Source organism: Pedobacter aquatilis, from assembly GCF_030409415.1.
GTDB lineage: Bacteria > Bacteroidota > Bacteroidia > Sphingobacteriales > Sphingobacteriaceae > Pedobacter > Pedobacter aquatilis.
The window spans coordinates 191778-213476 of record NZ_JAUFPW010000034.1; the positions used below are offsets into that span (position 1 = coordinate 191778).

18 protein-coding genes are annotated in these 21699 nt (G+C 34.9%); 10 read left to right on the forward strand and 8 right to left on the reverse strand.

The annotated features are described in order from the left end of the window. Positions 1-20: 20 nt before the first annotated feature. Together QWY86_RS16830 and QWY86_RS16835 are read right to left on the reverse strand one after the other, a co-directional pair. Complete coding sequence (locus tag QWY86_RS16830) at positions 21-470, reverse strand: GNAT family N-acetyltransferase (protein ID WP_290243717.1); 450 nt, start codon at positions 468-470, stop codon at positions 21-23. Between the two features lie 62 nt (positions 471-532). Beyond that, complete coding sequence (locus tag QWY86_RS16835) at positions 533-1024, reverse strand: YajQ family cyclic di-GMP-binding protein (RefSeq protein WP_290243720.1); 492 nt, start codon at positions 1022-1024, stop codon at positions 533-535. 75 nt (positions 1025-1099) lie between these two features. Here QWY86_RS16835 and QWY86_RS16840 point away from each other — a divergent pair, with 75 nt between their 5' ends. The 3 genes from QWY86_RS16840 to QWY86_RS16850 all read left to right on the forward strand — a co-directional run bounded on the left by QWY86_RS16840 (position 1100) and on the right by QWY86_RS16850 (position 4804). Next, a complete protein-coding gene (locus QWY86_RS16840; RefSeq protein WP_290243722.1) occupies positions 1100-1765 on the forward strand; it encodes a hypothetical protein in 666 nt (221 codons plus the stop codon). A gap of 98 nt (positions 1766-1863) precedes the next feature. After that, positions 1864-3921, forward strand: a complete 2058-nt coding sequence (gene ppk1 / locus QWY86_RS16845; RefSeq protein WP_290243725.1) for a polyphosphate kinase 1 — start codon at positions 1864-1866, stop codon at positions 3919-3921. A gap of 1 nt (position 3922) precedes the next feature. Beyond that, entirely contained in the window at positions 3923-4804 is an 882-nt protein-coding gene (locus QWY86_RS16850; protein WP_290243727.1) for a Ppx/GppA phosphatase family protein, read from the forward strand. Here QWY86_RS16850 and QWY86_RS16855 read toward each other — a convergent pair. From QWY86_RS16855 to QWY86_RS16875, 5 genes are all read right to left on the reverse strand, one after another. Next, a complete protein-coding gene (locus QWY86_RS16855; protein ID WP_290243729.1) occupies positions 4796-5161 on the reverse strand; it encodes a DUF5655 domain-containing protein in 366 nt (121 codons plus the stop codon). The genes QWY86_RS16850 and QWY86_RS16855 overlap by 9 nt on opposite strands. 3 nt (positions 5162-5164) lie before the next feature. Further along, positions 5165-5890 (reverse strand): 6-phosphogluconolactonase, encoded by a 726-nt coding sequence (gene pgl / locus QWY86_RS16860; protein WP_290243731.1) that lies wholly within the window; start codon positions 5888-5890, stop codon positions 5165-5167. Positions 5891-5959: 69 nt separating this feature from the next. Next, a complete protein-coding gene (gene zwf, locus QWY86_RS16865) occupies positions 5960-7474 on the reverse strand; it encodes a glucose-6-phosphate dehydrogenase (protein WP_290243732.1) in 1515 nt (504 codons plus the stop codon). A 31-nt stretch (positions 7475-7505) separates the two neighbouring features. Continuing rightward, the gene (gnd, locus tag QWY86_RS16870; protein ID WP_290243735.1) at positions 7506-8921 is read right to left on the reverse strand and encodes an NADP-dependent phosphogluconate dehydrogenase; all 1416 of its coding nucleotides are present in this window, start codon (positions 8919-8921) and stop codon (positions 7506-7508) included. Between the two features lie 98 nt (positions 8922-9019). Continuing rightward, entirely contained in the window at positions 9020-9778 is a 759-nt protein-coding gene (locus tag QWY86_RS16875) for an ROK family protein (RefSeq protein ID WP_290243737.1), read from the reverse strand. A gap of 152 nt (positions 9779-9930) precedes the next feature. Between QWY86_RS16875 and QWY86_RS16880 the strand changes: the two genes are divergently transcribed. From QWY86_RS16880 to QWY86_RS16910, 7 genes are all read left to right on the forward strand, one after another. Then, positions 9931-11157, forward strand: coding sequence for a sterol desaturase family protein (locus tag QWY86_RS16880; protein ID WP_290243740.1), 1227 nt, complete (start codon positions 9931-9933; stop codon positions 11155-11157). A gap of 485 nt (positions 11158-11642) precedes the next feature. Continuing rightward, positions 11643-14951, forward strand: coding sequence for a SusC/RagA family TonB-linked outer membrane protein (locus tag QWY86_RS16885; protein WP_290243742.1), 3309 nt, complete (start codon positions 11643-11645; stop codon positions 14949-14951). A gap of 10 nt (positions 14952-14961) precedes the next feature. Beyond that, positions 14962-16530 (forward strand): SusD/RagB family nutrient-binding outer membrane lipoprotein, encoded by a 1569-nt coding sequence (locus QWY86_RS16890; protein ID WP_290243744.1) that lies wholly within the window; start codon positions 14962-14964, stop codon positions 16528-16530. A gap of 16 nt (positions 16531-16546) precedes the next feature. After that, positions 16547-18052 carry a DUF5689 domain-containing protein gene (locus QWY86_RS16895; RefSeq protein ID WP_290243747.1) on the forward strand — a complete coding sequence of 502 codons (1506 nt, stop codon included), beginning with the start codon at positions 16547-16549 and terminating at the stop codon, positions 18050-18052. A 53-nt stretch (positions 18053-18105) separates the two neighbouring features. Further along, complete coding sequence (locus QWY86_RS16900; protein WP_290243748.1) at positions 18106-19518, forward strand: calcineurin-like phosphoesterase C-terminal domain-containing protein; 1413 nt, start codon at positions 18106-18108, stop codon at positions 19516-19518. Positions 19519-19531: 13 nt separating this feature from the next. Further along, positions 19532-20431: a glycerophosphodiester phosphodiesterase family protein gene (locus tag QWY86_RS16905; RefSeq protein WP_290243750.1), complete on the forward strand. Its 900-nt coding sequence runs from the start codon at positions 19532-19534 to the stop codon at positions 20429-20431. A gap of 3 nt (positions 20432-20434) precedes the next feature. Next, positions 20435-21127 carry a GDSL-type esterase/lipase family protein gene (locus QWY86_RS16910; protein WP_290243752.1) on the forward strand — a complete coding sequence of 231 codons (693 nt, stop codon included), beginning with the start codon at positions 20435-20437 and terminating at the stop codon, positions 21125-21127. Between the two features lie 65 nt (positions 21128-21192). Here the strand turns inward: QWY86_RS16910 and QWY86_RS16915 are convergent, their stop codons facing one another. Next, positions 21193-21642: a DUF4890 domain-containing protein gene (locus QWY86_RS16915; protein WP_290243753.1), complete on the reverse strand. Its 450-nt coding sequence runs from the start codon at positions 21640-21642 to the stop codon at positions 21193-21195. Between the last annotated feature and the right edge of the window lie 57 nt (positions 21643-21699).

Here is a 21699-nt window from a genome sequence, read left to right on the forward strand (position 1 = left end):
TATAAAAAGGTTTTCTAAAGCTACTTGTCGGTTTCAGCTTTATAAGCATTTACAATTACGATCCCCATTTGTCTTTCGGGGTTTTGTAAAGGTTTGAAGCCGAACTGTTCGTATAGACCATGAGCATCTAAAGTAGCTAATTGATAACGACGTAATCCTTGTAAATTGGGATGAAAAATCATAAACGACATTAATTTCTTCGACAATCCAAGTCCCCTGTATTCTGTTGATATGTAAACATCGCAAAGCCAAGCAAAAGTTGCTTTGTCTGTTATCCATCTTGCAAAACCAACTTGTTGGTCATCTTTATAAATTCCAAAGCAAAGAGCGTTCTCTATAGAGGTTTTAACGGTTTGTAATGGAATACCTTTTGCCCAGTAAGATTCCTCACTTAAGTATTGATGAATGGAATTTATATTTAGCAATTCTTTATCATCAGAAAAAACAAAACCATTTTCCTGTATCTGCATGGTAATTATAAATAAGCTTAAAGGATAAATATAAAGTCCTTTAAGCCATTTCACATAATAAATTAGTTACGCATGTTTATATACTGTAGTGGCTGACCAAAATCTTCGTTTCTGCAAAGACTAATTACAGCTTGCAAATCATCTATCTTTTTAGCAGTTACTCTCACCTGGTCGTCCATTATTGCAGGCTGAACCTTTAACCCGCTTGCTTTTATTTTTGCTACAACCTTTTTGGCGGCTTCCTTATCCAGTCCTTCTTTTATACTTATTTCTTTTCTAATCATATTTCCCGAAGCTTGTTGTTCATCGCCAAAATCTAAACTTTTAGGGTCTAAATTTTGCTTCATCATGCGAGAGATAATTGAGCCTTCAATAGCTTTCAATCGCATGTCATCTTCCGTTACAATTGTTACAACATTAGTTTTTTTATCAAGTTCGATTGTGCTTTTAGAATTATTGAAATCGAAACGGTTCAAAATTTCTTTTTTTGCGTTGTTTATTGCGTTATCAAGTGCTTGCGCATCAACTTTACTTACAATATCAAAAGAAGGCATGGTTTTAGCTTTAAAGTAAAAAAATAAGTAGATTTAGTAGAAATTACTATATCTCACAAAAAAACGAAAAATAATATGAAAACCACTAAATCTAAGTCTCAAAAAAAAGTAACAAAGAAAGAGGTTAAGAAGCAACTAGAACAATCGATTACTGATAAGTTTTTGGAAGTAATTAAAAGTTTGGGTCATGATGCTTCGGAAATTAGTACAGAAATTGGTAAGGCAAGTAAACGTGTTGCAAAAAAACTAACTAAAAAGTTTACAGTAATTAAATCTGATGTCGGTCAAAAAATCGATGAGCTTGTTCACTCAGCAAAGACTAAACAGCAAGAAGCTAAAAAACCTGTTGCTAAAGGTGTTGCAAAAGTAGAAAAAACGGCTGCCAAAGTTGTTAAAAAAGCTGTTTCTAAAGCAAAACCTGTTGTTCAAAGTGTAAAAGTGGGTGCTATTGCCACAGAGGAAAAAGCAGAAAAAGTGCTTTCAGATGCCAAAACCAATACCACAGCAACCGTAAAAAAAGCTGTTGCCACAGTGAAAAACGCAAATCCTGCGGTTAAAGATTCCGTAAGTGCTGTTAAGAAAACGATCACGCCTAAACCAGCGGCTGCAAAAGCTCCAGCTAAAACTACTACAGCGCAAGTAAAAACTACGGCAGCTAAAGCGGTTTCTACAGTGAAAAAAGATGCAGCACCAGTTGCAACAGCCGCTAAAAAGGTAACCAAACCTGATACTAAAAAATAGATTTGTTAACATTAATCGCGTTATGAATTAACATCGATTTAACAAATTAATTTGCAGTTTTGAGCATCCCTGTTTAACAGGGATTTTTATTTTTATAAATGAGCAAGAAGAAATTACCCTTTTTTAATAGAGAAATTAGCTGGTTATATTTTAATGAACGGGTTTTACAAGAAGCTGCTGATGAAAGCGTTCCGTTAATAGAAAGAATAAAATTTCTCTCTATTTTTTCTTCAAATTTAGAAGAGTTTTACAGGGTAAGGGTTGCCACCATGACCCGCTTAACAAATCTTAATGAGAAAGCTAAAGCACTGCTAGGCTTTAATCCGAAAAAGATTCTTAACGAGATAAAAAACATTGTTGTAAAGCAAGAGCGTAAGTTCGACCAACTTTTTCAGGCAACTTTGATTAACGAATTGGCTCAGAACCGTATTTTTATTTTAAATGATACCCAGCTTAACGTTAGCAGAGGTGAGTTTGTAAAGAACCATTTCAGAGATAAAATTTTATCAAATCTGGTTCCGATAATGCTCGATTTGGATAAGCCTTTTCCTGAGCTTAAAGATCGCTTTCTATATTTCTTTGTTAAGCTTTCAAAAAAAGATACGAAGCTTAGAGAAAAATATGCTTTAATCGAAATTCCACCAAATTTGCCAAGGTTTTTAGTTTTGCCAGAAACTAATGATTTGAAGTTTATTATTTTGGCAGAAGATATTATCCGTTATTGTCTTGATGATATTTTTTACGTTTTTAACTACGACAACCTTGAGGCTTATTCAATTCAACTTACGCGTGATGCAGAATTAGATATTGATAAAAACATTAATGATAAGTTTATTGATGATTTAAAAAATAGCCTTGAAAAACGCAAAAAAGGTAAACCAATGCGTTTACTTTACGATTCTGCAATGCCACTTAATATGCTTACAGTTTTAGTAAATAAACTAAAATTAGAAGCAGAAAGTTTGATTCCCGGTAACCGATACCATAAATTTGGAGATTTTATTGCTTTCCCTAATGTGGGAAAAAAAGATTTGGAATACACGCCAATTGTGCCCTTAAAGGTGCATGGTTTACATAGAACGGAAAGTGTATTCAATAAAATAGCACATAAAGATTATCTTATTAATCTTCCTTATCAATCATACGATTATATTATTTTATTTCTTCGTGAAGCAGCGATAGACCCAAAAGTAACTGAAATTCAAATAACATTATATCGCCTTGCTGAAAATTCTAAAGTTATAAATGCCTTAATTAATGCGGCAAAAAATGGTAAAGCGGTTTCCGTTGTGCTAGAATTAAAAGCTAGATTTGATGAGCAAGCCAATATTTTTTGGACTGGCCGTTTAATGGAAGAAGGCGTAAAAGTAAATTATGGTTTAACAGACTATAAAGTACATTCGAAAATCTGTTTGGTAAAACGTATAGAGAAGGAAAAGCCTGTTTATTACGCAAACCTGGCAACAGGAAATTTTAACGAAAAAACAGCTAACATATATTGTGATCACAGCCTTTTTACTGCTAAAAAGGAAATTACAAACGATTTAGTAAAACTTTTTGATACTTTAAACAAGAGAACTGTAACTAAAGGATTTAAGCATCTAATTGTATCACCGCTAGAAAGTCGTTCTCGCTTAACCAACTTTATTAACCGTGAAATTAGAAATGCAAAGGCCGGAAAAATTGCTTACATCTTATTAAAAGTAAATAGTCTTGCTGATGAAGGCATTATCAATAAACTTTATGAAGCCAGTAATGCCGGTGTTAAAATTCAGCTAATTGTTAGAGGAATTTGCTGCCTTGTTCCGGGCTTAAAAGGCTTTAGTGAAAATATTTCGGCGGTTAGTATTATCGATAAATTTTTAGAACATGCCAGAGTTTACATTTTTAGCAATAACGGTAAAAATGATATGTATCTATCATCAGCCGATTTGATGAGTAGAAATATTGATCATAGGGTGGAGGTTGGCTTTCCGGTTTTAGACCCAGATGTTAAGCAAGAAATTCAAGACATTATTGATTTGCAATTGCAAGATAATACAAAGGCAAGACAAATTAATGCCTTAAATAATAACAAATACCATAAAAACAGACTAAGTAAAAAAACAAGGGCTCAGGTTGATATCTATAACTACTTAAAAACGAAACATCAATAATATGCTAAGATACGCTGCTATAGATATAGGCTCAAATGCTGTCAGACTTTTAATTGCTGATATCAGCAGGCACGATGGCCAATTCAAATACAAAAAAAATACGTTGATCAGAGTTCCGCTACGACTTGGAGATGATGCGTTTTTAGATCATAAAATTTCTGATAAGAAAGCTGAAGATTTGGTTAAAACAATGCTTGCATTTAAAAATCTGATGGATGTTTATCACGTTACTGAATATTTAGCATGTGCAACATCAGCTATGCGTGAAGCTGATAACGGACAGGATATTGTAAAACTAATTAAAGATAGAACTGAATTAGATTTAGAAATAATTGAAGGACAGAGAGAAGCAAATATTATTTATGCTAATCACATAGAGCAAGATTTAGATCAAAATAAAACGTATTTGTATATTGATGTTGGTGGAGGTAGTACAGAACTCTCTGTTTTCGTAAATGGTGCTCCAGAGGCTTCAAAATCTTTTAATATCGGTACAATTAGAATGCTTGATAATCAAGATAAGGAAGAAACCTGGGATGATATGAAAACTTGGGTTAAACATCATACCAAAAATTATAAAAACCTTGCAGCAATTGGTACCGGTGGCAACATTAATAAACTTTTCCGCATGGCTGATGAAAAAGATGGTGCTCCAATGTCTTTGCAAAAACTAAATGCCCTTTATAACAAGTTGATTAGTTACTCATTAAAAGAAAGAATTAACACTTTAGGTTTAAATCCCGACAGGGCAGATGTTATTATTCCGGCTTGTGAAATTTACTTAACCTTAATGAAATGGACTGCAATTAAGCAAATTTATGTGCCAAAAGTTGGAATGGCAGATGGTATTATAAAATTATTGATTGAGGAAAAGTTAGACTAAATATTTAGCAGAATAAGCTTTTTGCATATAGCTTGAAACTTCCTCGTTAATATCTTCTTTGAAATATAATCGAAGGTGATGGTTGTATTGGATAGTTCCTGGAACTATTGCTATTTTAAAAAAGCATAGATTATCTTCAAACGGTTCGTTGAATGGGAAGACAACATTTATAAAGTTCTTGCCAAGCTGAGTAATATAAGCGATTTTATATTGCCCTGTTCTTATTGCAATCATCGATTTTAAAGCTTGCACTTCTACCGGGCCAATACTTAGAAATTCATCAATAAAAAAACGGAATAACTCAAGAGTGTATTCCGTTTTTTCTTTTAAAAGATCGGCTAATTCTTTATCAGACATATTTTATGCTTCTAATAATTTCACTGCTGCTTCATCTACAAACCAAGTCAACTTTCCATCAATTGGATTTATCAATTGAGCTGGATATTTCTCGAAATTCTTTTCATCATTACCAATTACATGAAGTAAAGCTTCTGCTTTATTCTCTCCAAAAGCAAGAAAAGCAATGTTTTCAGCCTTATTAATTAGTGGCGCAGTTAAACTAATTCTATACGTGTTTAATTTTTCTACAAAAACAGCTGCAACATTTACTTCTTCATTTTTTACCAAATCTGTGTAAGGGAAAATAGAAGCGGTGTGTGCATCATCGCCCATTCCTAGTAAAACTAAATCAAACACGATATCGCTACCATCAAAATGCTTATCGATGCTTTTTTTGTATTCAATAGCTGCCTTTTCTGGAGCTAATGTAGTATCAACATAAAAAATATGATCTTCTGCTATGTTTAAATTATCAAAGAAATTTTTCTTTGCCATTAAACCATTATAGTTTTCATCATTGCTTGAAACATTACGTTCATCTCCAAAAAAGAAATAAACCTTTTCCCAATCAATTCTGTCTTTACAATCAATTGATAAAATTCTATAAAGCTCTTTTGGAGAATTTCCGCCAGTTAAAACAAAATTAAAACAGTCATTTTCTTCGATTGCAACCTCAGCAATTTTTATAATATAATCGGCTAAATCCTGGTTTAATTCTTCTAATGTTTTGTAAATAAGTAGGTTCATGTTTTTCGTTTTTCGTTATTCGTTTTCGGTTACTTGCGATAAACGAAAAACGAACAACGATTATAAATTTTATTCTTTATTCTTCAGCGGTAAATTAAACCAATGAAAGCCATCTCTTGCAATAAGTGCTTCTGCTTCTTCTGGTCCCCAACTATCAGCAGGGTAATTTGGGAAATTGATAGATTTTTTGCTTTCCCATGTATTTAAAATTGGCATAACTAATTCCCAAGCTGCCTCAACCTGGTCGCCACGCATAAATAAAGTTTGGTCGCCCATCATGGCATCAAGTAACAAAGTTTCGTATGCTTCAGGCGTATCACCCTCATAAGTTCCTTTATAGTCAAAAACCATATCAACCGGATTTAAAATCATATCTAACCCTGGTCTTTTAGCTTGAACCTGCATACGAATGCTCATTTCTGGCTGCAAACTGATAATTAACCGGTTTTGTTGCCAGTTTTCAGTTACGCCAGATGAAAAAATTTGATGTGGCACATCTCTAAACTGAATGGTGATTAGTGATGAAGTTTGATTTAAACGTTTTCCGGTTCTCAAATAGAAAGGAATACCTTGCCATCTCCAATTATCGATATGGAATTTTACAGCTGCGAATGTTTCTGTATTTGAGTGGTCATCAACTCCTTTTTCCTGACGATATCCCGGTACTTCTTTACCTTCAACCCATCCTTTACTATATTGCCCACGAACGGTATTAAAACGAATTTCTTCTGCAGTAAATGGGCGCATCGCTCTTAAAACCTCAACCTTACGATTTCTAATTTCGTCAGCATCAAAATTAATTGGTGCTTCCATACCGATTAGGCAAACCAGCTGTAGCAAGTGGTTTTGAATCATATCTCTCAAGGCACCAGCACCTTCGTAATAACCACCTCTATCACCAACGCCTAGCTGTTCAGAAACGGATATTTGAACATGGTCAATATAAGATCTATTCCATAAAGGCTCAAAAAGTGCATTAGCAAAGCGGAATGCCATCATGTTTTGCACGGTTTCCTTACCTAAGTAATGGTCGATTCTGTAAATCTGCTTTTCTGTAAAGATTGTACTTAAAAGTTTGTTTAACTCTTTGGCAGATTCTAAATCGTGACCAAATGGTTTTTCGATAACAATACGACTGTTGTCTTCGTTTTGCGTTAACTTATATTTGTGTAAACACTCTGCAATAATAGGGAAGAAGTTAGGAGCAACAGCTAAGTAAAAAATCACCTGCGTTTCTTGTCCATATTCTTTTTGGTATTTTTCTACTGAAGCTTTTAAGTTTTCGAAGGTTTTAGGTTGAGCAAAATCTGTAGGGCAGTAATGAATGGTATTGCCAAAATCATCCCACTTTTCTTTTTTTACCTTACCCGAACGCGAAAATTGGTTCACAGCATCTTCTAAAGCATCTTTATAGCTTTTATCTGTGAATTCAGTTCTACCTGTACCAATGATTGCGAATTTATCGGGCATGTAACCCTCCATAAATAAATTATACAATGCTGGTGCAAGTTTTCTTTTATTTAAATCGCCTGTGCCACCAAATATTACAAATATTGTTGGACTTAATGCGGTGTTTGATTTCATTTTATTGTTTTATTAAAACTGAGTGGTGTGACTAAGAAAGTTTATTCCAATCGGCATGGAATACACCATCCTTATCAATTCTTTCAAAAGTATGAGCACCAAAGAAATCTCTTTGAGCCTGAATTAAGTTAGAAGGCATTCTAGCTGTTGTTAAGGTATCAAAATAGGTTAGCGTTGATGCAAAAGCTGGAATACCCACACCTGCATTTAAGCAAGCAGAAATTGTTTTACGCGTTCCTTTTAAGGTGCTTTTAATGATTTCCTGAATGCCAGAATCTCCGAATAAGTGTTCTAAAGAGTTGTTTTTATCATACGCCTGATAAATATCTTCTAAAAACTTAGCCCTGATGATACAGCCTCCACGCCAAATTTTAGCAATTTCTTGTAATTGCAAATCGTATTGATATTCTTTAGAAGCTTGAACCAATAAATGCATTCCCTGAGCGTATGCGCTTATCATTGAAAAATAAAATGCATCTTCCAATTCCTCAACTGAAACATCAATTTTGTATTCTTTTTTACCGAAAGCTTCTTCTAATGACACTCTAAGCTTTTTAAATTTAGATAAATCGCGGTTTGATACAGCCTCGTTTATAGTTGGTACAGGTAATTGTAACTCCATTGAAACTTCAGAAGTCCATTTTCCAGTTCCTTTTGAGCGAGCTTCATCTTTAATCTGATCTAATAAATCATTTTGCGTTTCAGTATCTTTAAATAGAAAAATTTCTGCGGTAATTTCTAGTAAGAACGATTGTAATCTACCTTCATTCCACTTTTTAAAAACCTTGTAGATTTCTTCGTTCGAATAACCCAATCCATTTTTAAGGATTCCATAAACTTCAGCAATTAGCTCCATAATTGCATATTCAATGCCGTTATGAACCATTTTAACGAAGTGGCCAGAAGCACCAGGACCAATATATGTTACGCAAGGATCGTTATTAACCTTTGCTGCAATCGCATCGAAAACATCTTTAACAACATTATAAGCTTGTTTATCGCCGCCAGGCATCATACTAGGGCCAAAACGTGCGCCTTCTTCGCCACCAGAAATACCCATCCCAAAAAAGTGCAAACCTTCTTTCTCCAATTCATCTACACGGCGATTGGTATCTGTAAAGTGAGAGTTACCACTATCGATAATAATATCACCTTTACTTAAAAGTGGCTTTAATTCTGCAATTACACTATCAACTATTGGTCCTGCCGGAACAAGTAAAACCAAGGTTCTTGGCGTAGCCAATTGACTGATGAAATTTTCAATGTTATCAAAGCCTTCAAGATTATGTTTTTTGCCTTCTTCTTCAAGCTTTGCAATCATTTTATGGTCTTTGTCGTATCCTGTTACAGAAAAACCTTTATCGGCCATATTTAGCAAAAGGTTACGGCCCATTGTGCCTAAACCAATCATTCCTAATTTATATTGCTTTGAATCGCTGTTTGCCATTTTTTATTTCTTTTATTATACCCAAAATTAGGGTTTACAAATTAATATCTGCGCTTATGTTGTTAAATGATTGTAATAAAAATCAAGTGTTAAATTAGCTATTTCGAAGGATTTACTGTAGTAATATTATTTCCATCATTCAGCTTCCATAATTTAGCTCCGCCTTTAATACCATCACGGTTAGTAACAACTCTAATATTCGTATCTAGCTTAAAATCTATGTGTTTAGAGTTTCCACCACCTATATATAAGGTATCATAATTAAAAACTGTTTTATAAATTTCGATGACCTTCTTTAAACGTTTATTCCATCTTTCTGTACCAATTTTTTCAAAAGCTTTATTGCCGATATAATCGTCGTAATCTTCTTCTTTATTGATGGGGAAATGAGCTAACTCTAAGTGTGGGAGCAAACTTCCATCAAAAAGTAACGCAGTACCAAAGCCTGTACCTACAGTAAAAACGATTTCAAAACCCTTTCCTTCAATAACGCCAAGCCCTTGTTGGTCGGCATCGTTTACAAGCCTAACTGGTTTTTTTAAAGCATCTGCTACTCTTTGCGCTAGATCAATATCTTCCCATTTGTTTTTAGCAAGGTTGGGCGCAGTTTTAACAATTCCATTTTTTACATAGCCTGGAAAGCCAATAGAAACCCTATCGAAAGTATCTGGAATGGGTTTAATCAACTCAATAATTCCCGAAACAATATCTTTGGGTGTAGCGCCATCGGGCGTTTTACTTTTTAAATATTCTGATAACATGTTTCCGCTATCATCTAAAAGCACTGTTTTAATGCTCGTTCCGCCGATATCAATAGATAAAATATTATTATTTACTGCTTGTTTTTTTGTAGCCATAACTTTGCTTTTTGTTGGAATCGAAGTTCTATAAATAATTTAAAACCGCAAAAATAAATTAGGATAAAAGAATTGTTTTACCCTATTTAATCTATGTAATTAGTAGAATATTTTTAAGTTTGTAGCGTTATCTAAAAAATTAATGTTGATTTATGGCGCAAGTAAACTATCTGGCTTTTGCAATACCTGCTTTCTTTCTGTTCGTTTTTATTGAATATAAAATTGCTCAACATAGAAAACTTCAATCGGTTTTTAAATACGAAAGCTCAGTGGCAAATTTTAGCGTAGGCGTAGCAGAGCGTCTTTTAAATCTATTTATTGCGGCCAGTTTTTATCAGGTTTATTATTGGATTTATAACAATTACGCCATTTTTGGTATTACGAACAAGTGGTATGTTTGGTTAATTTTATTGTTGGCTACAGATTTAGTTTGGTATTGGTACCATAGGCTTGGGCACGAAATTAATTTTTTATGGGCTGCTCATATTGTTCATCACCAAAGCGAAGAATTTAACTTGACAGCTGCCGCTCGTATAACCACTATCCAGGCGGTTTTTAGAAACGTTTTCTGGTGTGCCTTACCATTTCTTGGCTTCCACCCAAACATGATTATAACGATTTTGCTTGCTCATGGTGCTTACTCTTTTTTTACACATACACAGCTTATCGGTAAATTAGGTTGGCTGGAACACATTTTTATAACGCCATCGCTTCATGGTGTGCACCATGCATCAGATGAGAAATACTTGGATAAGAATTATGGTGATGTTTTTGTTTTTTGGGATAAACTATTTGGAACATTTCAAACTGAAGAAGAACCTCCTAAGTATGGCTTAACTCATCCTATTAAAAATTATAGTTTTTTATGGCAACACTTTCATTACTATCTAGAAATTATTGAGGCTTATAAAAGGGCAGATGGACTTAAGGCAAAATGGGTGGCAGTTTTTGGTAGTCCGGCTTTAATGGACCAAGATATAAGACCTTACTTAGAGGAAAAATATCTGCAACGTAAGAAATTATCATCAAGCCCTATTAAATTTAAAGCGTACTTAAATATTCAGCTAATTCTAGTTATCGGTTTATTAACGATTACCACATTATTTTATAAACAGATTTCTGCTTTAGATAATGTTGCTATTTTAATTTTTATACTACTAACGTTAATTAATATAGGAGCACTTTTAGAGCAAAGAAAGTGGATTTACTATTTAGAATGCTTGAGGTTAATACTGATTTCAGCTTATGTTTTTTATATTTTAAATATGTTAGAACTACTCGCATTGCCGGTAATACTCCTTATTGTTTTAGAACGTGCATTTTCGCTCCGTAATATTTACTTTAAATATGTATTAGATTACAAAAAATCTAGCAAATAATATTTCTTTCTCTTTCGGTTTTTATGATATATAGTAATGTTACAATCCATAAGCTTTCGTAATATTATTTATATACATTTCTACCGTAATCTATAAATATCGAATTGGTAACAAAATTATTACCAGCATAAATTTATCTCCATAAATAAACCTCGATCTATCTGTAAGCCAAAAAAGGTATATATTTAGTAGATTTTTGCTTGTTAAGATAATGTTAGGTATCAAGCGTTATTAATTCATTACCATATAAATTTTTAACATCAATATAAATTGTTTTTACTTTCGATTTGTTTTTATAATTTTATTATCGAAACATTAAGAAATATAAAACTAACAAATCGCAATATATTTATCTGGAACTTTGTATTGTTAACCGTTAGTTAATATTAAATTAATGTTGATAGGCTTATTTTGCCGGCAATCCGGCTCGAAATAAATCGAAATAACTATACCTACAATCATCACTAACCGGATTAAAACATTTTATGAACAAAACTTTTACTCAACAGAAATCAGGATTTCATTGCATCTTCTTTGCAAGAAAAAGTAGTCCGGATGATTTCAAAAAACAATCATTATCAACTTATTCAAACTTCTGGATAAAAACATTGCTTTTAATGTTATTGGCGTTGCCATTTTTTAATGAAATGCTTTATGCACAGCAACCAGCACAAACCATAACAATTAAAGGTAAAGTACTTGATGAGGATGATAATCAACCACTTATTGGTATTACGATTAGCGATAACAATAAACGAGTACTTGGCACTACCAACAATGACGGAAATTTCTCAATCATTGTTCAAAAAGGAACGGTGGTTTTGTTTAACATGTTAGGTTATACATCAGTCAGCAGAACTTTCAACAACAATGACAACAGTGTTCTCCTAAAACTAAAATCTTCATCGAGTCAATTAAATGAGGTAGTTGTTACCGCTTTAGGCATAAAGCGTGAGGAAAAAGCGCTAGGTTATTCAGTAACAAAGGTTGATAGCAGTGCGTTTACAAATGCAGTTGCCAGTAACTGGACAGATGCCTTATCTGGTAAAGTTGCAGGTTTAAACTTAGTGCGAAATAGTGGGCCGGCTGCCTCAAATAAAATTATTTTGCGTGGTGAAAATAACTTAACAGGAGATAACGAAGCACTAATTGTAATTGATGGGGTAGTGGCAAGTAGTTCTGCCAGAAGAACGGCAGCCTCTTCGGGCGGCGTTTACGGTACTTCAGGAGATATTATGCCTCCAGATTTCGGTTCGGCATTAAACGATTTAAATCCTGATGATATAGAAAGTGTAACCGTTTTAAAAGGACCTGGCGCTTCGGCCTTGTATGGTCAGCGTGGAGCAAATGGTGCAATTATCATTACTACAAAATCTGGAAGCAAAAACAGTAAAAAACTTAATATTACATTTACATCAAACAGTACCTGGGAGCAAGTGAGCAGAGGTCCGGATGTTCAAAATCAGTTCGGCCAAGGACAATTTGGAGTTTCATACTTTTCTTACGGAACGACAGAAGACGGCGGCAGTACAAACGGAACAAGTGCAAGTTGGGGTGCGCCATTTGCTAATGGTGGAATGTTTTACCAATACGACCCGTTAACCAAAACCAGAGGTTTAACAAGAACGCCTTGGGTAGCTTATGAAAATCCGGTTGATGCTTTTTTCAAAACTGGTTTTGAATCTTCTAACTCTGTTAGTTTAGATGGAACGTATAAAAAGGTTGGTATGCGTTTCTCAGCAAGTCACGGAGATAATTCATGGATTGTACCGAATACTGGTTTAGAACGTACATCGGCATCTTTTTCAGCAAATGCTGATGTTACTAAAAAGCTAAGTATCAATTTTAAAATTGCTTATAATAACAGGCATAGTGATAATTTACCAGCTACAGGATATGGAAACCAATCTTTAATGTATTGGTTTATGTTTGCGCAACCGAATGTGAATACAGATTGGTACAGAGATTACTGGGCAGTTGACAAAGTAGGTACGCAGTTTGTAAACATCACAACAACAAACCCTGAAAGTCCATATGCAATTTCGGAGCAATATTTAAATAAACAACGTAGAAATGGTGCTCTAAGTAGTTTACAAGCTAATTATAAATTCACAGATGAATTGAGTTTATTGGTTCGCGGTTCGATAGATTATAACCACGATATAAGAGAAACCCAACGCCCTTATGATGCTGCAGGAAACAAATTTGCACAGGGTTCTTATCGTGTTCAAGATATTAACTCTTATGAGATTAATGCCGATTTCTTATTAAAATACGATAAGAAAATAACTGAATCTTTAAGGATGAATGCGAACGTTGGTGGAAGCCAGATGCGCAACGAATACAAAAAATCAGAACTTAGAGCTGATGGATTGGTTGTGCCGGGCGACTACAGCTTAACTAATAATGCAAGTCCGTTGGTTTCCGTTCCTGATACAGCACGTTACAGAATCAATAGTTTTTATGCTGCTATTTCCTTCAGCTATAAAAATTATTTATATCTGGATTTAACCGGTCGTCAGGATTGGAGCAGTACATTGGCTACGCCTTTCAGAACAGATAATGTTGGCTTCTTCTACCCATCAGCAAGTGTATCATTTGTACCTTCGGATTTGTGGAAAATGCCAAGCCAAATCAACTTCTTCAAACTTAGGGCTTCGATTTCGCAGGTTGGAAGCGGAGGAACAACACCTTATCGCACTGCGTACAACTATAATCTTGCTTCAAATGGTATTTATCCGGATAGTGCAATGGCAAACCCGACGATTTTACCAAATCCAAATTTAAAGCCACTTAAAACGACTACAATAGAGGTTGGTACAGAATTACGATTGTTTAAAAGCCGTTTAAATTTTGATTTTGCCGCTTATATGGGTGATACTAAAAATCAAATACTTAGCCGTATTGTGGATAGGGCAACAGGTTATAATGTTGCTGTATTTAACGTTGGAAAGGTTGAAAATAAAGGAATCGAACTTGCTGTAAACGGAACCCCAATACAAGCCGGTAAATTTAAATGGGAGCTTACCGGAACATTTACCGCTAATCGGAATAAAATTGTTGAGCTTGCAGATAGTTCTGTTGTATTGAGAACTGGTGCTTTGGGCGGCGGACAGATTGTTGCAAATGTTGGTGGCAGTATGGGCGATTTATATGGAAATGGCTATTTACGCTCTCCAGATGGACAAATTGTTTACGATGCGACAACTGGAAATGCTAAAACAGGCGCTGGATTAATTTATCTTGGCAATACAATGCCAAAGTTCAGGTTTAGCTTTGGTTCTACACTTACTTATGGTAGTTTTAGCGTTAACGGTTTATTTGATGCTCAGTTAGGTGCTGTTGCACATTCACTTACTTTTTCAAGGATGGCAGCATTGGGTAAGTTAGGTCTTACTTTACCGGGTAGGTATAATGGCGTTGTTGGAGATGGTGTTATTCAAAATACAAACGGAACTTACCGTCCGAATGATGTTGTTGCCACAAACTTAGAAAGTTTTTATACTTCTCTTTATGGTTCAGACCAAGCTGAGGGCAGCGTATTCAGAACCGATTATCTAAAATTCAGAGAAGCAAATATTACTTACGCTTTCAATCCTAATTTCTTAAAAAGGATAGGCTTTTCAAAAATGACGATTGGAGCTTATGGCCGTAACCTTTTCATTTGGTCGCCGTGGCCAGCATTCGACCCGGAGTTTGGAACGCTTTCAGGAACAGACATTGTTCAAGGTTTTGAAACAGGTCAGTTGCCATCTACAAGAACTTATGGTGTACGTTTAGTTGTTGGCTTATAATTGAAATATCATGAAAACTATAAATAAAATAACCAATTATATATTGCTGGGCGTAATTAGTTTATCTACTTTCTCCTGCAAAAAAGATTTTAATGAAGTAAATACCGATCCAATTGGTAAATCTTCGGTTAAGGCAAGTCAATTATTGGCACCTTCATTAGTTAATATATTAAATGCAAATATGGTTCGCAACCGTAATTTCAACAATGAGTTGATGCAAGTTACGGTTGATATCAACGATGCCGAAGGAAGGGTTTTTAGGTACGATGTTAGGCGTACTTGGGCGGATTACACTTGGAATAACTGGTATCCTGAGTTAACCAATTTGAGAGATATTTACACAATTGCTAATAAACCTGAATCTCTAAACGCTTCTTACAAAGGAATCTCTTTAATTGCACAAGCATGGGTTTTCCAATTGCTAACTGATGTTTATGGTGATGTTCCATATTCTCAGGCGAACCAAGGTAAAGAAGGTAATTATGAACCTGTATTTGATAAGCAAAAAGATATTTACCTCGATTTATTTACGAAACTTGAAGAAGCAAATAAATTATTGTCGGAGGGAACATCTATAGTTGCAAGTAGTGATCCAGTTTACCAAGGCGATGTTAGTAAATGGAGAAGGTTTGGTAATTCTCTTTATTTACGATTATTGCTTCGCATCTCTGGCAAAGCCGATGTAAGTGCACAGGTAATTGCCAAAATCAAAGAAATTGCTGACACGAATAAGACTGTTTATCCAATAATGGAAAATAATACGCATACGGCTAAAATTCTTTGGAATGGAACAAATAGCAGTACAGCAGTTTATTCATCTCCATTTATGATTAATGTTAGAGCTGTAGATTTTAGAACGCCTGCAATTACAGATTTCTTCATCGGTAATTTAGCCATTTGGAATGATCCACGTGTAAACGGCACTTATGGCGTGAATGGTGTGAGTCGTTTTGGAATAGCACCTGGCCCGGCCGGATTAATTGGTGTACCAAGTGGTTACGATTCAGGTACGTCAGTTCTTAAACAATCGTATTTTTATTCTGATGCTCAAAGTGCAGGTGTTACTTTACAAACTGCTGCAAATACTGGTATTATAATGAATTGCGCTGAAGTTGATTTTATATTAGCAGAAGCAGCCGCAAGAGGCTGGATAACCGGAACAGGAGAAAGCTATTATATGAAAGGTATTGCAGATGCCATCAATTATTGGGTACCTAGTTTATTCTCCTCGGCTAGCGACCCAGCATTGACAGCTTATGTAGTTGCTGCAGATATTCAATGGAACAACAGTTTACCATTAAATAATACTGTTAATAATTCGCCAAGCAAGCTGCAATCTATCCATCTTCAAAAATATTACGCATTATTCTTAGTCGATTTTCAACAATGGATTGAGTATCGCCGAAGCGGACACCCATTTATCCCGAAAGGAACAGGTCTTGCAAACGGCGGCAGAATGCCTGCAAGGTTAAATTATCCATTAGTTACACAATCAACAAACCCAACAAGTTATAAAAATGCTGTTGCATCGCAAGGTGCTGATGACATCAATACACTTGTTTGGTGGCAAAAACCTTAATCATATATAAAACAATATGAAGAAGATAATATTATTATTTAGTGCTTTGGTAATTATTTCTGGCACTTGGATGGGATGCAAACGTGATACAGATTATATCAAAGTAACCGTAAGCCCATATATTTCAAATTTCGATTTGCGTAAGCTTTTTAAAGGGTCTGATTTACAGCTTAATGAGGATAACTTGGGCGGCGCAAATTTTATAAAAGGCATAGTCGTTTCAAATCAGGCTAGTGGAAATCTTCCAAGCGGGTTATTACTTGTGCAGAACAGTAGAATAGCTGGTAACGGAATAGATTCTTTAAGAGGAATTGCATTTAACGTTGGCGCTGAAGCCAATAAATATATTCCAGGAGATTCTGTTCATGTAAGGGTTACAGGTTCTACATTAAAAAGAGTAAATGGTAATTTACAGATTGATGGTGTTGCAGCAGCTGGTATAGAGAAAAAAGCCAGCGGTAGAGCAATAATTGTCAGAGCTGTAAATACTGGTATGTTAACCTCAAGACCAAGTTTTTACGAAAGCACTTTAATTACGATTAGTAAAGGTAAAATGAATCCAGAACCTGCACAGGGTGATGTTTATACAGGAAATAAAACAATTGGCGATGGTTTCGGAACGGCAATCATTCATACTGAAGCTACTGCAAGCTATTCAAAACAAGAATCTGTTCCATTTGCAGATTATACAGGAATTGCTTTTTCAAGCGCAACAGGGATACAATTATGGCCAAGAACAACTGATGATATTTTTGCATTACCTGAGATTAAACCATCGGCATTAATTATTACCGGTTATTTAACTGACCCTACAAGTACTGATGCAAATTATGAATACATACAATTTAAGGCCACAAGAGATATCAATTTTGCTTCAACACCATTTTCTGTTGTTGTTTGTAATAATGCAGGTATTTTAGCAGCTCCGGCAACTGGATGGGCTTTGGGCGGTATCAGAACTTATAAGTTCAATATCAATTCCGGAACAATTAAAAAAGGTCAATTCTGCTACGTGGGTGGCAATAAAGTAATATGGGGAGCAGGTTCGACAGATATTAGTTCTGCAGCATGGATTGTAAGTAAACAATACGCAACTGTTGATGGGGATGGTTTTGGAACTGCAACCACCAACTTACTCGCAAATAGTGGTAACGTAGCTGGTATTGCCGTTTTTGATGGGCTTAACGTAACAGGTACATCCATACCGTTAGATGTAATTATGTATGGAGGCAACGGTGCTGTTTATTCAGCCGGACCACCAGAAGTTGGATATAGAATTACAAACACTGATAAATACAGCACCATACAAAACAAAAAGGTTGTTGCATTTTACGGTGGAGGTACCAATACAAATAAATTCGGCTTCCCAAGCACCAGTAACTTCACTATGCTTGGTGGCGTTTACAATGCCACAACTGGTATTTGGAGTACAGGTAGAACGGCAACCAATGTTGTTTTAACTTCTACATCACCACTATCTACCATAGAACAGGCAGTTGGATTTACCACGATAACAAATTAATAAAACACAAGCAAGCCATCCAATAGGGTGGCTTGCTCATTAAAAGAAACATAATGAATAGAAGATCCTTTATTCAAAAATCGGCATTATTAGGTACAACATTATTTGTAAGCCTTAAAGCATTTCCGTTTTCATCAACATCATTAGAAAATAAAATCTCGGGTAAAATAACCAGCAAAGGAAAAGGAATTGGCGGCGTTGTCGTTTCTGATGGTTTTAATGTTGTACAAAGCGATAAATCTGGTAAGTACACAATTGATATTAATCCGCTTGCAAAATTTGTATGGATTAGTACACCATCCGGTTACGAATTTAAAACCGAAAGCCACATAGCTAAATATTACGAAAGTGCAGTTGGTAAAACGGATTTAAACTTCGAATTAATTCCATTAAAGCAAAACGATAACCAGCATAACTTTATCATCTGGGCAGATCCACAGGTTAAAAACAAGAAGGATGTAGCGCAAATGATGGAAACATCTGTGCCTGACACCATAAAAACAATCAAGTCAATGAATCCGAAAATACCGGTTCATGGCATTACGGTTGGTGATATTGTTTGGGATAACCACGAACTTTTTGCCGACTACAATACTGCGGTAGCGAAAATGGGCATTCCGTTTTTTCAAGCTTTAGGTAATCATGACATGGATTACCGAATGGGCGGAGATGAGACATCGGATAAAACCTTCCAAGAGCATTATGGTCCCACATACTATTCGTTTAACAGGGGTAAGGCACACTATGTTGTTTTAGATGATGTTCGTTATTTGGGAACGGAACGTAATTATGATGGTTACATCAATCAACAGCAATTAGAATGGCTGGCTAAAGATTTAAAATATGTTGCAAAAGATGCCTTGCTTATTATCAATCTTCATATTCCGGTACATAACGCAGTAAAAAACAACATCGATTTTTATGCCGTTTTAAATGGTTTTACTAACGTTCACATCATGTCTGGCCATACGCATTACAATAAAAATGTAATTACAAACGGTATTTTTGAGCATAATCATGGTGCAGTTTGTGGTGCCTGGTGGACGGGACCAATTTGTGAAGATGGAACGCCACGAGGTTACGGTGTTTATGAGGTTGATGGAACAAATTTAAAGTGGTACTATCAACCAACAGGTTTAAGCAAAAAAGAGCAGGTTCATATTTATGTTGATGATTTAACCAATCAAAAGCGCTTGATTGCAAACGTTTGGAATTGGGACCCTGAATGGAAAGTAGAATATTTTGTTGATGGAAAGGCAATGGGTATGTTAGAACAGCAAAAAGGTTACGATCCCTTATCAGTAAGTTTATACAAGGGTGATAAATTACCTGCCGGAAGAACATTCCCGGAGCCAAGTAAAACCGAACATTTGTTTGTAGCACATTTCGAACCTTCAGTAAAAAATATCAACGTAGTTGCAACAGATCGTTTTGGAGAAAAATTTGAAGCCGAGTTTAAAGCTTAACTTATTTCAAAAGATGAAAATTTCAAAAAAAATTGTGGTTGCTATATTTGCAATCGCATCAGCAAATGCATCAGCACAAGTTGCTGAGTTTCCAAAGTTTAGTGCAGAAGCACATCGTGGTGGGAGAGGCTTATGGCCAGAAAATACAATTCTAGCCATGCAAAATGCCATGAAAATTGATGGTATAACTACTTTGGAAATGGATACGCACATTACTAAAGACGGAAAAGTTGTAGTAACGCATGATGATTATCTAAGTCCGGGGTTTATGCGTACGCCAGATGGACAAGATATTCCTGTATCAGATTCCAAAAAATATCCGGTGTTTCAAATGAATTATAAGGATTTAAAAGCATTCGATTTAGGTTCAAAAGATTTATCGGGTTTTCCGAATCAGCAGAAAGTGAAATCTTACATCCCCTTATTATCAGATTTAATTGATGCCGTTCAAAAAGATATCAAAGCAAATAAAAAACAACAGTTTTTTTATAATATTGAAACTAAATGTAGCCCTGCAGGAGATGGAGTTACTAACCCTGCACCTGAAGTTTTTGTTAAGCTTTTAATAGAGGTTGTCGAGAAAAAAGGCATAACGCCTTATGTTGTTATTCAATCCTTTGATAAAAGAACAATTCAAATTATCCATGAAAAATACCCAAACGTAAGAACATCATTTTTGGTTGCCAATAAAAAAACTTACGAGGAAAACATTGCAGATTTGGGTTATAAACCGTTTATTTTAAGTCCGGTTTGGCAAATGGTTAATGAGGATTTAATTAAAAAAGCTCACGCAGATAATGTGAAAGTTATCCCTTGGACAGCAAATACGGTGGCAGATATGAAAGGTTTAAGAGCGCTTGGAGTTGATGGCATCATCTCTGATTATCCTGATTTATTAATTCAATCAAAATAAAATATGAAAACGATTTCCTATAAAATCTTAATCTCTTTAATACTTTTTAATGTTTTCATTTTAGGTGATTTATGTGCTCAAACCGTAACTTGGGACAGCACATACCGACCAGGAAAATATGTAGAATTGGTTTCAAAATTCAAAGCTGAACCAAAATCAAAGAAAGATTATATATTTTTAGGAAATAGTATAACTGCAGGAACAGATTGGGCCAAGCTTTTAAATTTACCTCAAGCAAAAAACAGAGGTATTTCAGGTGATATAACTTTTGGGGTTTTAGATAGACTTCAAGATATTATTGATGGTAAGCCAGCTAAAATATTTGTTCTCATTGGAATTAATGATGTTTCGAGAAACGTACCAGATAGTGTGATTTTAAGAAACTACAAAACCATCGTTAAAAGAATTAGAACTGGGTCTAAAAAAACGAAAATATACTTTAATACGCTTCTGCCAGTAAATAGAACATTTGATAAGTTCAAAAATCATTATGGCAAAGACGAACACATTCTTTGGTTAAATGCTGAGATAAAGAAGCTTGCAGCAAAAAATGTAACAGTAATAGACTTATATTCGCAATTTATAGATAAAGATAATCACTTGAGAGCTGAACTTACTAAAGATGGACTTCATCTTATACCAGAAGGTTATAAAGTTTGGGCAGATTTTCTAAACTCAACAGATTATTTAAAATAACTTTTGCTACAAATAAAAAAAAAGCGTTTCGAATATCCGGAACGCTTTTTTTATTAAAATTTATTTTAGCCTTGAGCTGGTGGATTTGAAACAACAGGAGCTTTATCTTTTCTACCTTTTCCTAATCCCTTTCTCATTTTTTCTCCTTTTTCTTTTGCTTCGGCTCTAAAAGCGTCCATTTTGGTTTTCTGGTCTGCTGTTAAAACATTATCCAATCGTGCTTTTGAAGCTTCCATATCTGCTTTTCTTGATTTCATTTTATCCTTCATTGCAGATTTATCTTCTTTTCTAAAAGCATCCATTTTTTTAGCTCTATCTAATTCAATAGCGTAAACCTTAGTTTTTTGGTCTGCTGTTAAATTAAGTTTTTTCTCCATTGCAGTAGTTGCACGCTCAGCTCTTTGCTCAACGGTTAAATTTTGCATTGGTCTTCTTACTCTTTTTGTCGAATCTTGTGCGAAAACTGCAGTAACACTCATTACTGCAATTGCCATAGTTAAAATTATTTTTTTCATGTTTATGTGTTTTCTCTAATAGATACTAAAACATGAAAACGGTTTAATCGCTAACTG

What these genes read in the sequence shown, in the direction of transcription:
- QWY86_RS16880 (WP_290243740.1), top strand. Translation starts at nt 9,931, where the DNA reads ATGGCGCAAGTAAACTATCTGGCTTTTGCAATACCTGCTTTCTTTCTG.
- ppk1 (WP_290243725.1), top strand. Translation starts at nt 1,864, where the DNA reads ATGAGCAAGAAGAAATTACCCTTTTTTAATAGAGAAATTAGCTGGTTA.
- QWY86_RS16840 (WP_290243722.1), top strand. Translation starts at nt 1,100, where the DNA reads ATGAAAACCACTAAATCTAAGTCTCAAAAAAAAGTAACAAAGAAAGAG.
- QWY86_RS16900 (WP_290243748.1), top strand. Translation starts at nt 18,106, where the DNA reads ATGAATAGAAGATCCTTTATTCAAAAATCGGCATTATTAGGTACAACA.
- QWY86_RS16875 (WP_290243737.1), bottom strand. Translation starts at nt 9,778, where the DNA reads ATGGCTACAAAAAAACAAGCAGTAAATAATAATATTTTATCTATTGAT.
- QWY86_RS16830 (WP_290243717.1), bottom strand. Translation starts at nt 470, where the DNA reads ATGCAGATACAGGAAAATGGTTTTGTTTTTTCTGATGATAAAGAATTG.
- QWY86_RS16910 (WP_290243752.1), top strand. Translation starts at nt 20,435, where the DNA reads ATGAAAACGATTTCCTATAAAATCTTAATCTCTTTAATACTTTTTAAT.
- QWY86_RS16915 (WP_290243753.1), bottom strand. Translation starts at nt 21,642, where the DNA reads ATGAAAAAAATAATTTTAACTATGGCAATTGCAGTAATGAGTGTTACT.
- QWY86_RS16850 (WP_290243727.1), top strand. Translation starts at nt 3,923, where the DNA reads ATGCTAAGATACGCTGCTATAGATATAGGCTCAAATGCTGTCAGACTT.
- QWY86_RS16890 (WP_290243744.1), top strand. Translation starts at nt 14,962, where the DNA reads ATGAAAACTATAAATAAAATAACCAATTATATATTGCTGGGCGTAATT.
- QWY86_RS16885 (WP_290243742.1), top strand. Translation starts at nt 11,643, where the DNA reads ATGAACAAAACTTTTACTCAACAGAAATCAGGATTTCATTGCATCTTC.
- pgl (WP_290243731.1), bottom strand. Translation starts at nt 5,890, where the DNA reads ATGAACCTACTTATTTACAAAACATTAGAAGAATTAAACCAGGATTTA.
- QWY86_RS16855 (WP_290243729.1), bottom strand. Translation starts at nt 5,161, where the DNA reads ATGTCTGATAAAGAATTAGCCGATCTTTTAAAAGAAAAAACGGAATAC.
- zwf (WP_290243732.1), bottom strand. Translation starts at nt 7,474, where the DNA reads ATGAAATCAAACACCGCATTAAGTCCAACAATATTTGTAATATTTGGT.
- QWY86_RS16905 (WP_290243750.1), top strand. Translation starts at nt 19,532, where the DNA reads ATGAAAATTTCAAAAAAAATTGTGGTTGCTATATTTGCAATCGCATCA.
- QWY86_RS16895 (WP_290243747.1), top strand. Translation starts at nt 16,547, where the DNA reads ATGAAGAAGATAATATTATTATTTAGTGCTTTGGTAATTATTTCTGGC.
- QWY86_RS16835 (WP_290243720.1), bottom strand. Translation starts at nt 1,024, where the DNA reads ATGCCTTCTTTTGATATTGTAAGTAAAGTTGATGCGCAAGCACTTGAT.
- gnd (WP_290243735.1), bottom strand. Translation starts at nt 8,921, where the DNA reads ATGGCAAACAGCGATTCAAAGCAATATAAATTAGGAATGATTGGTTTA.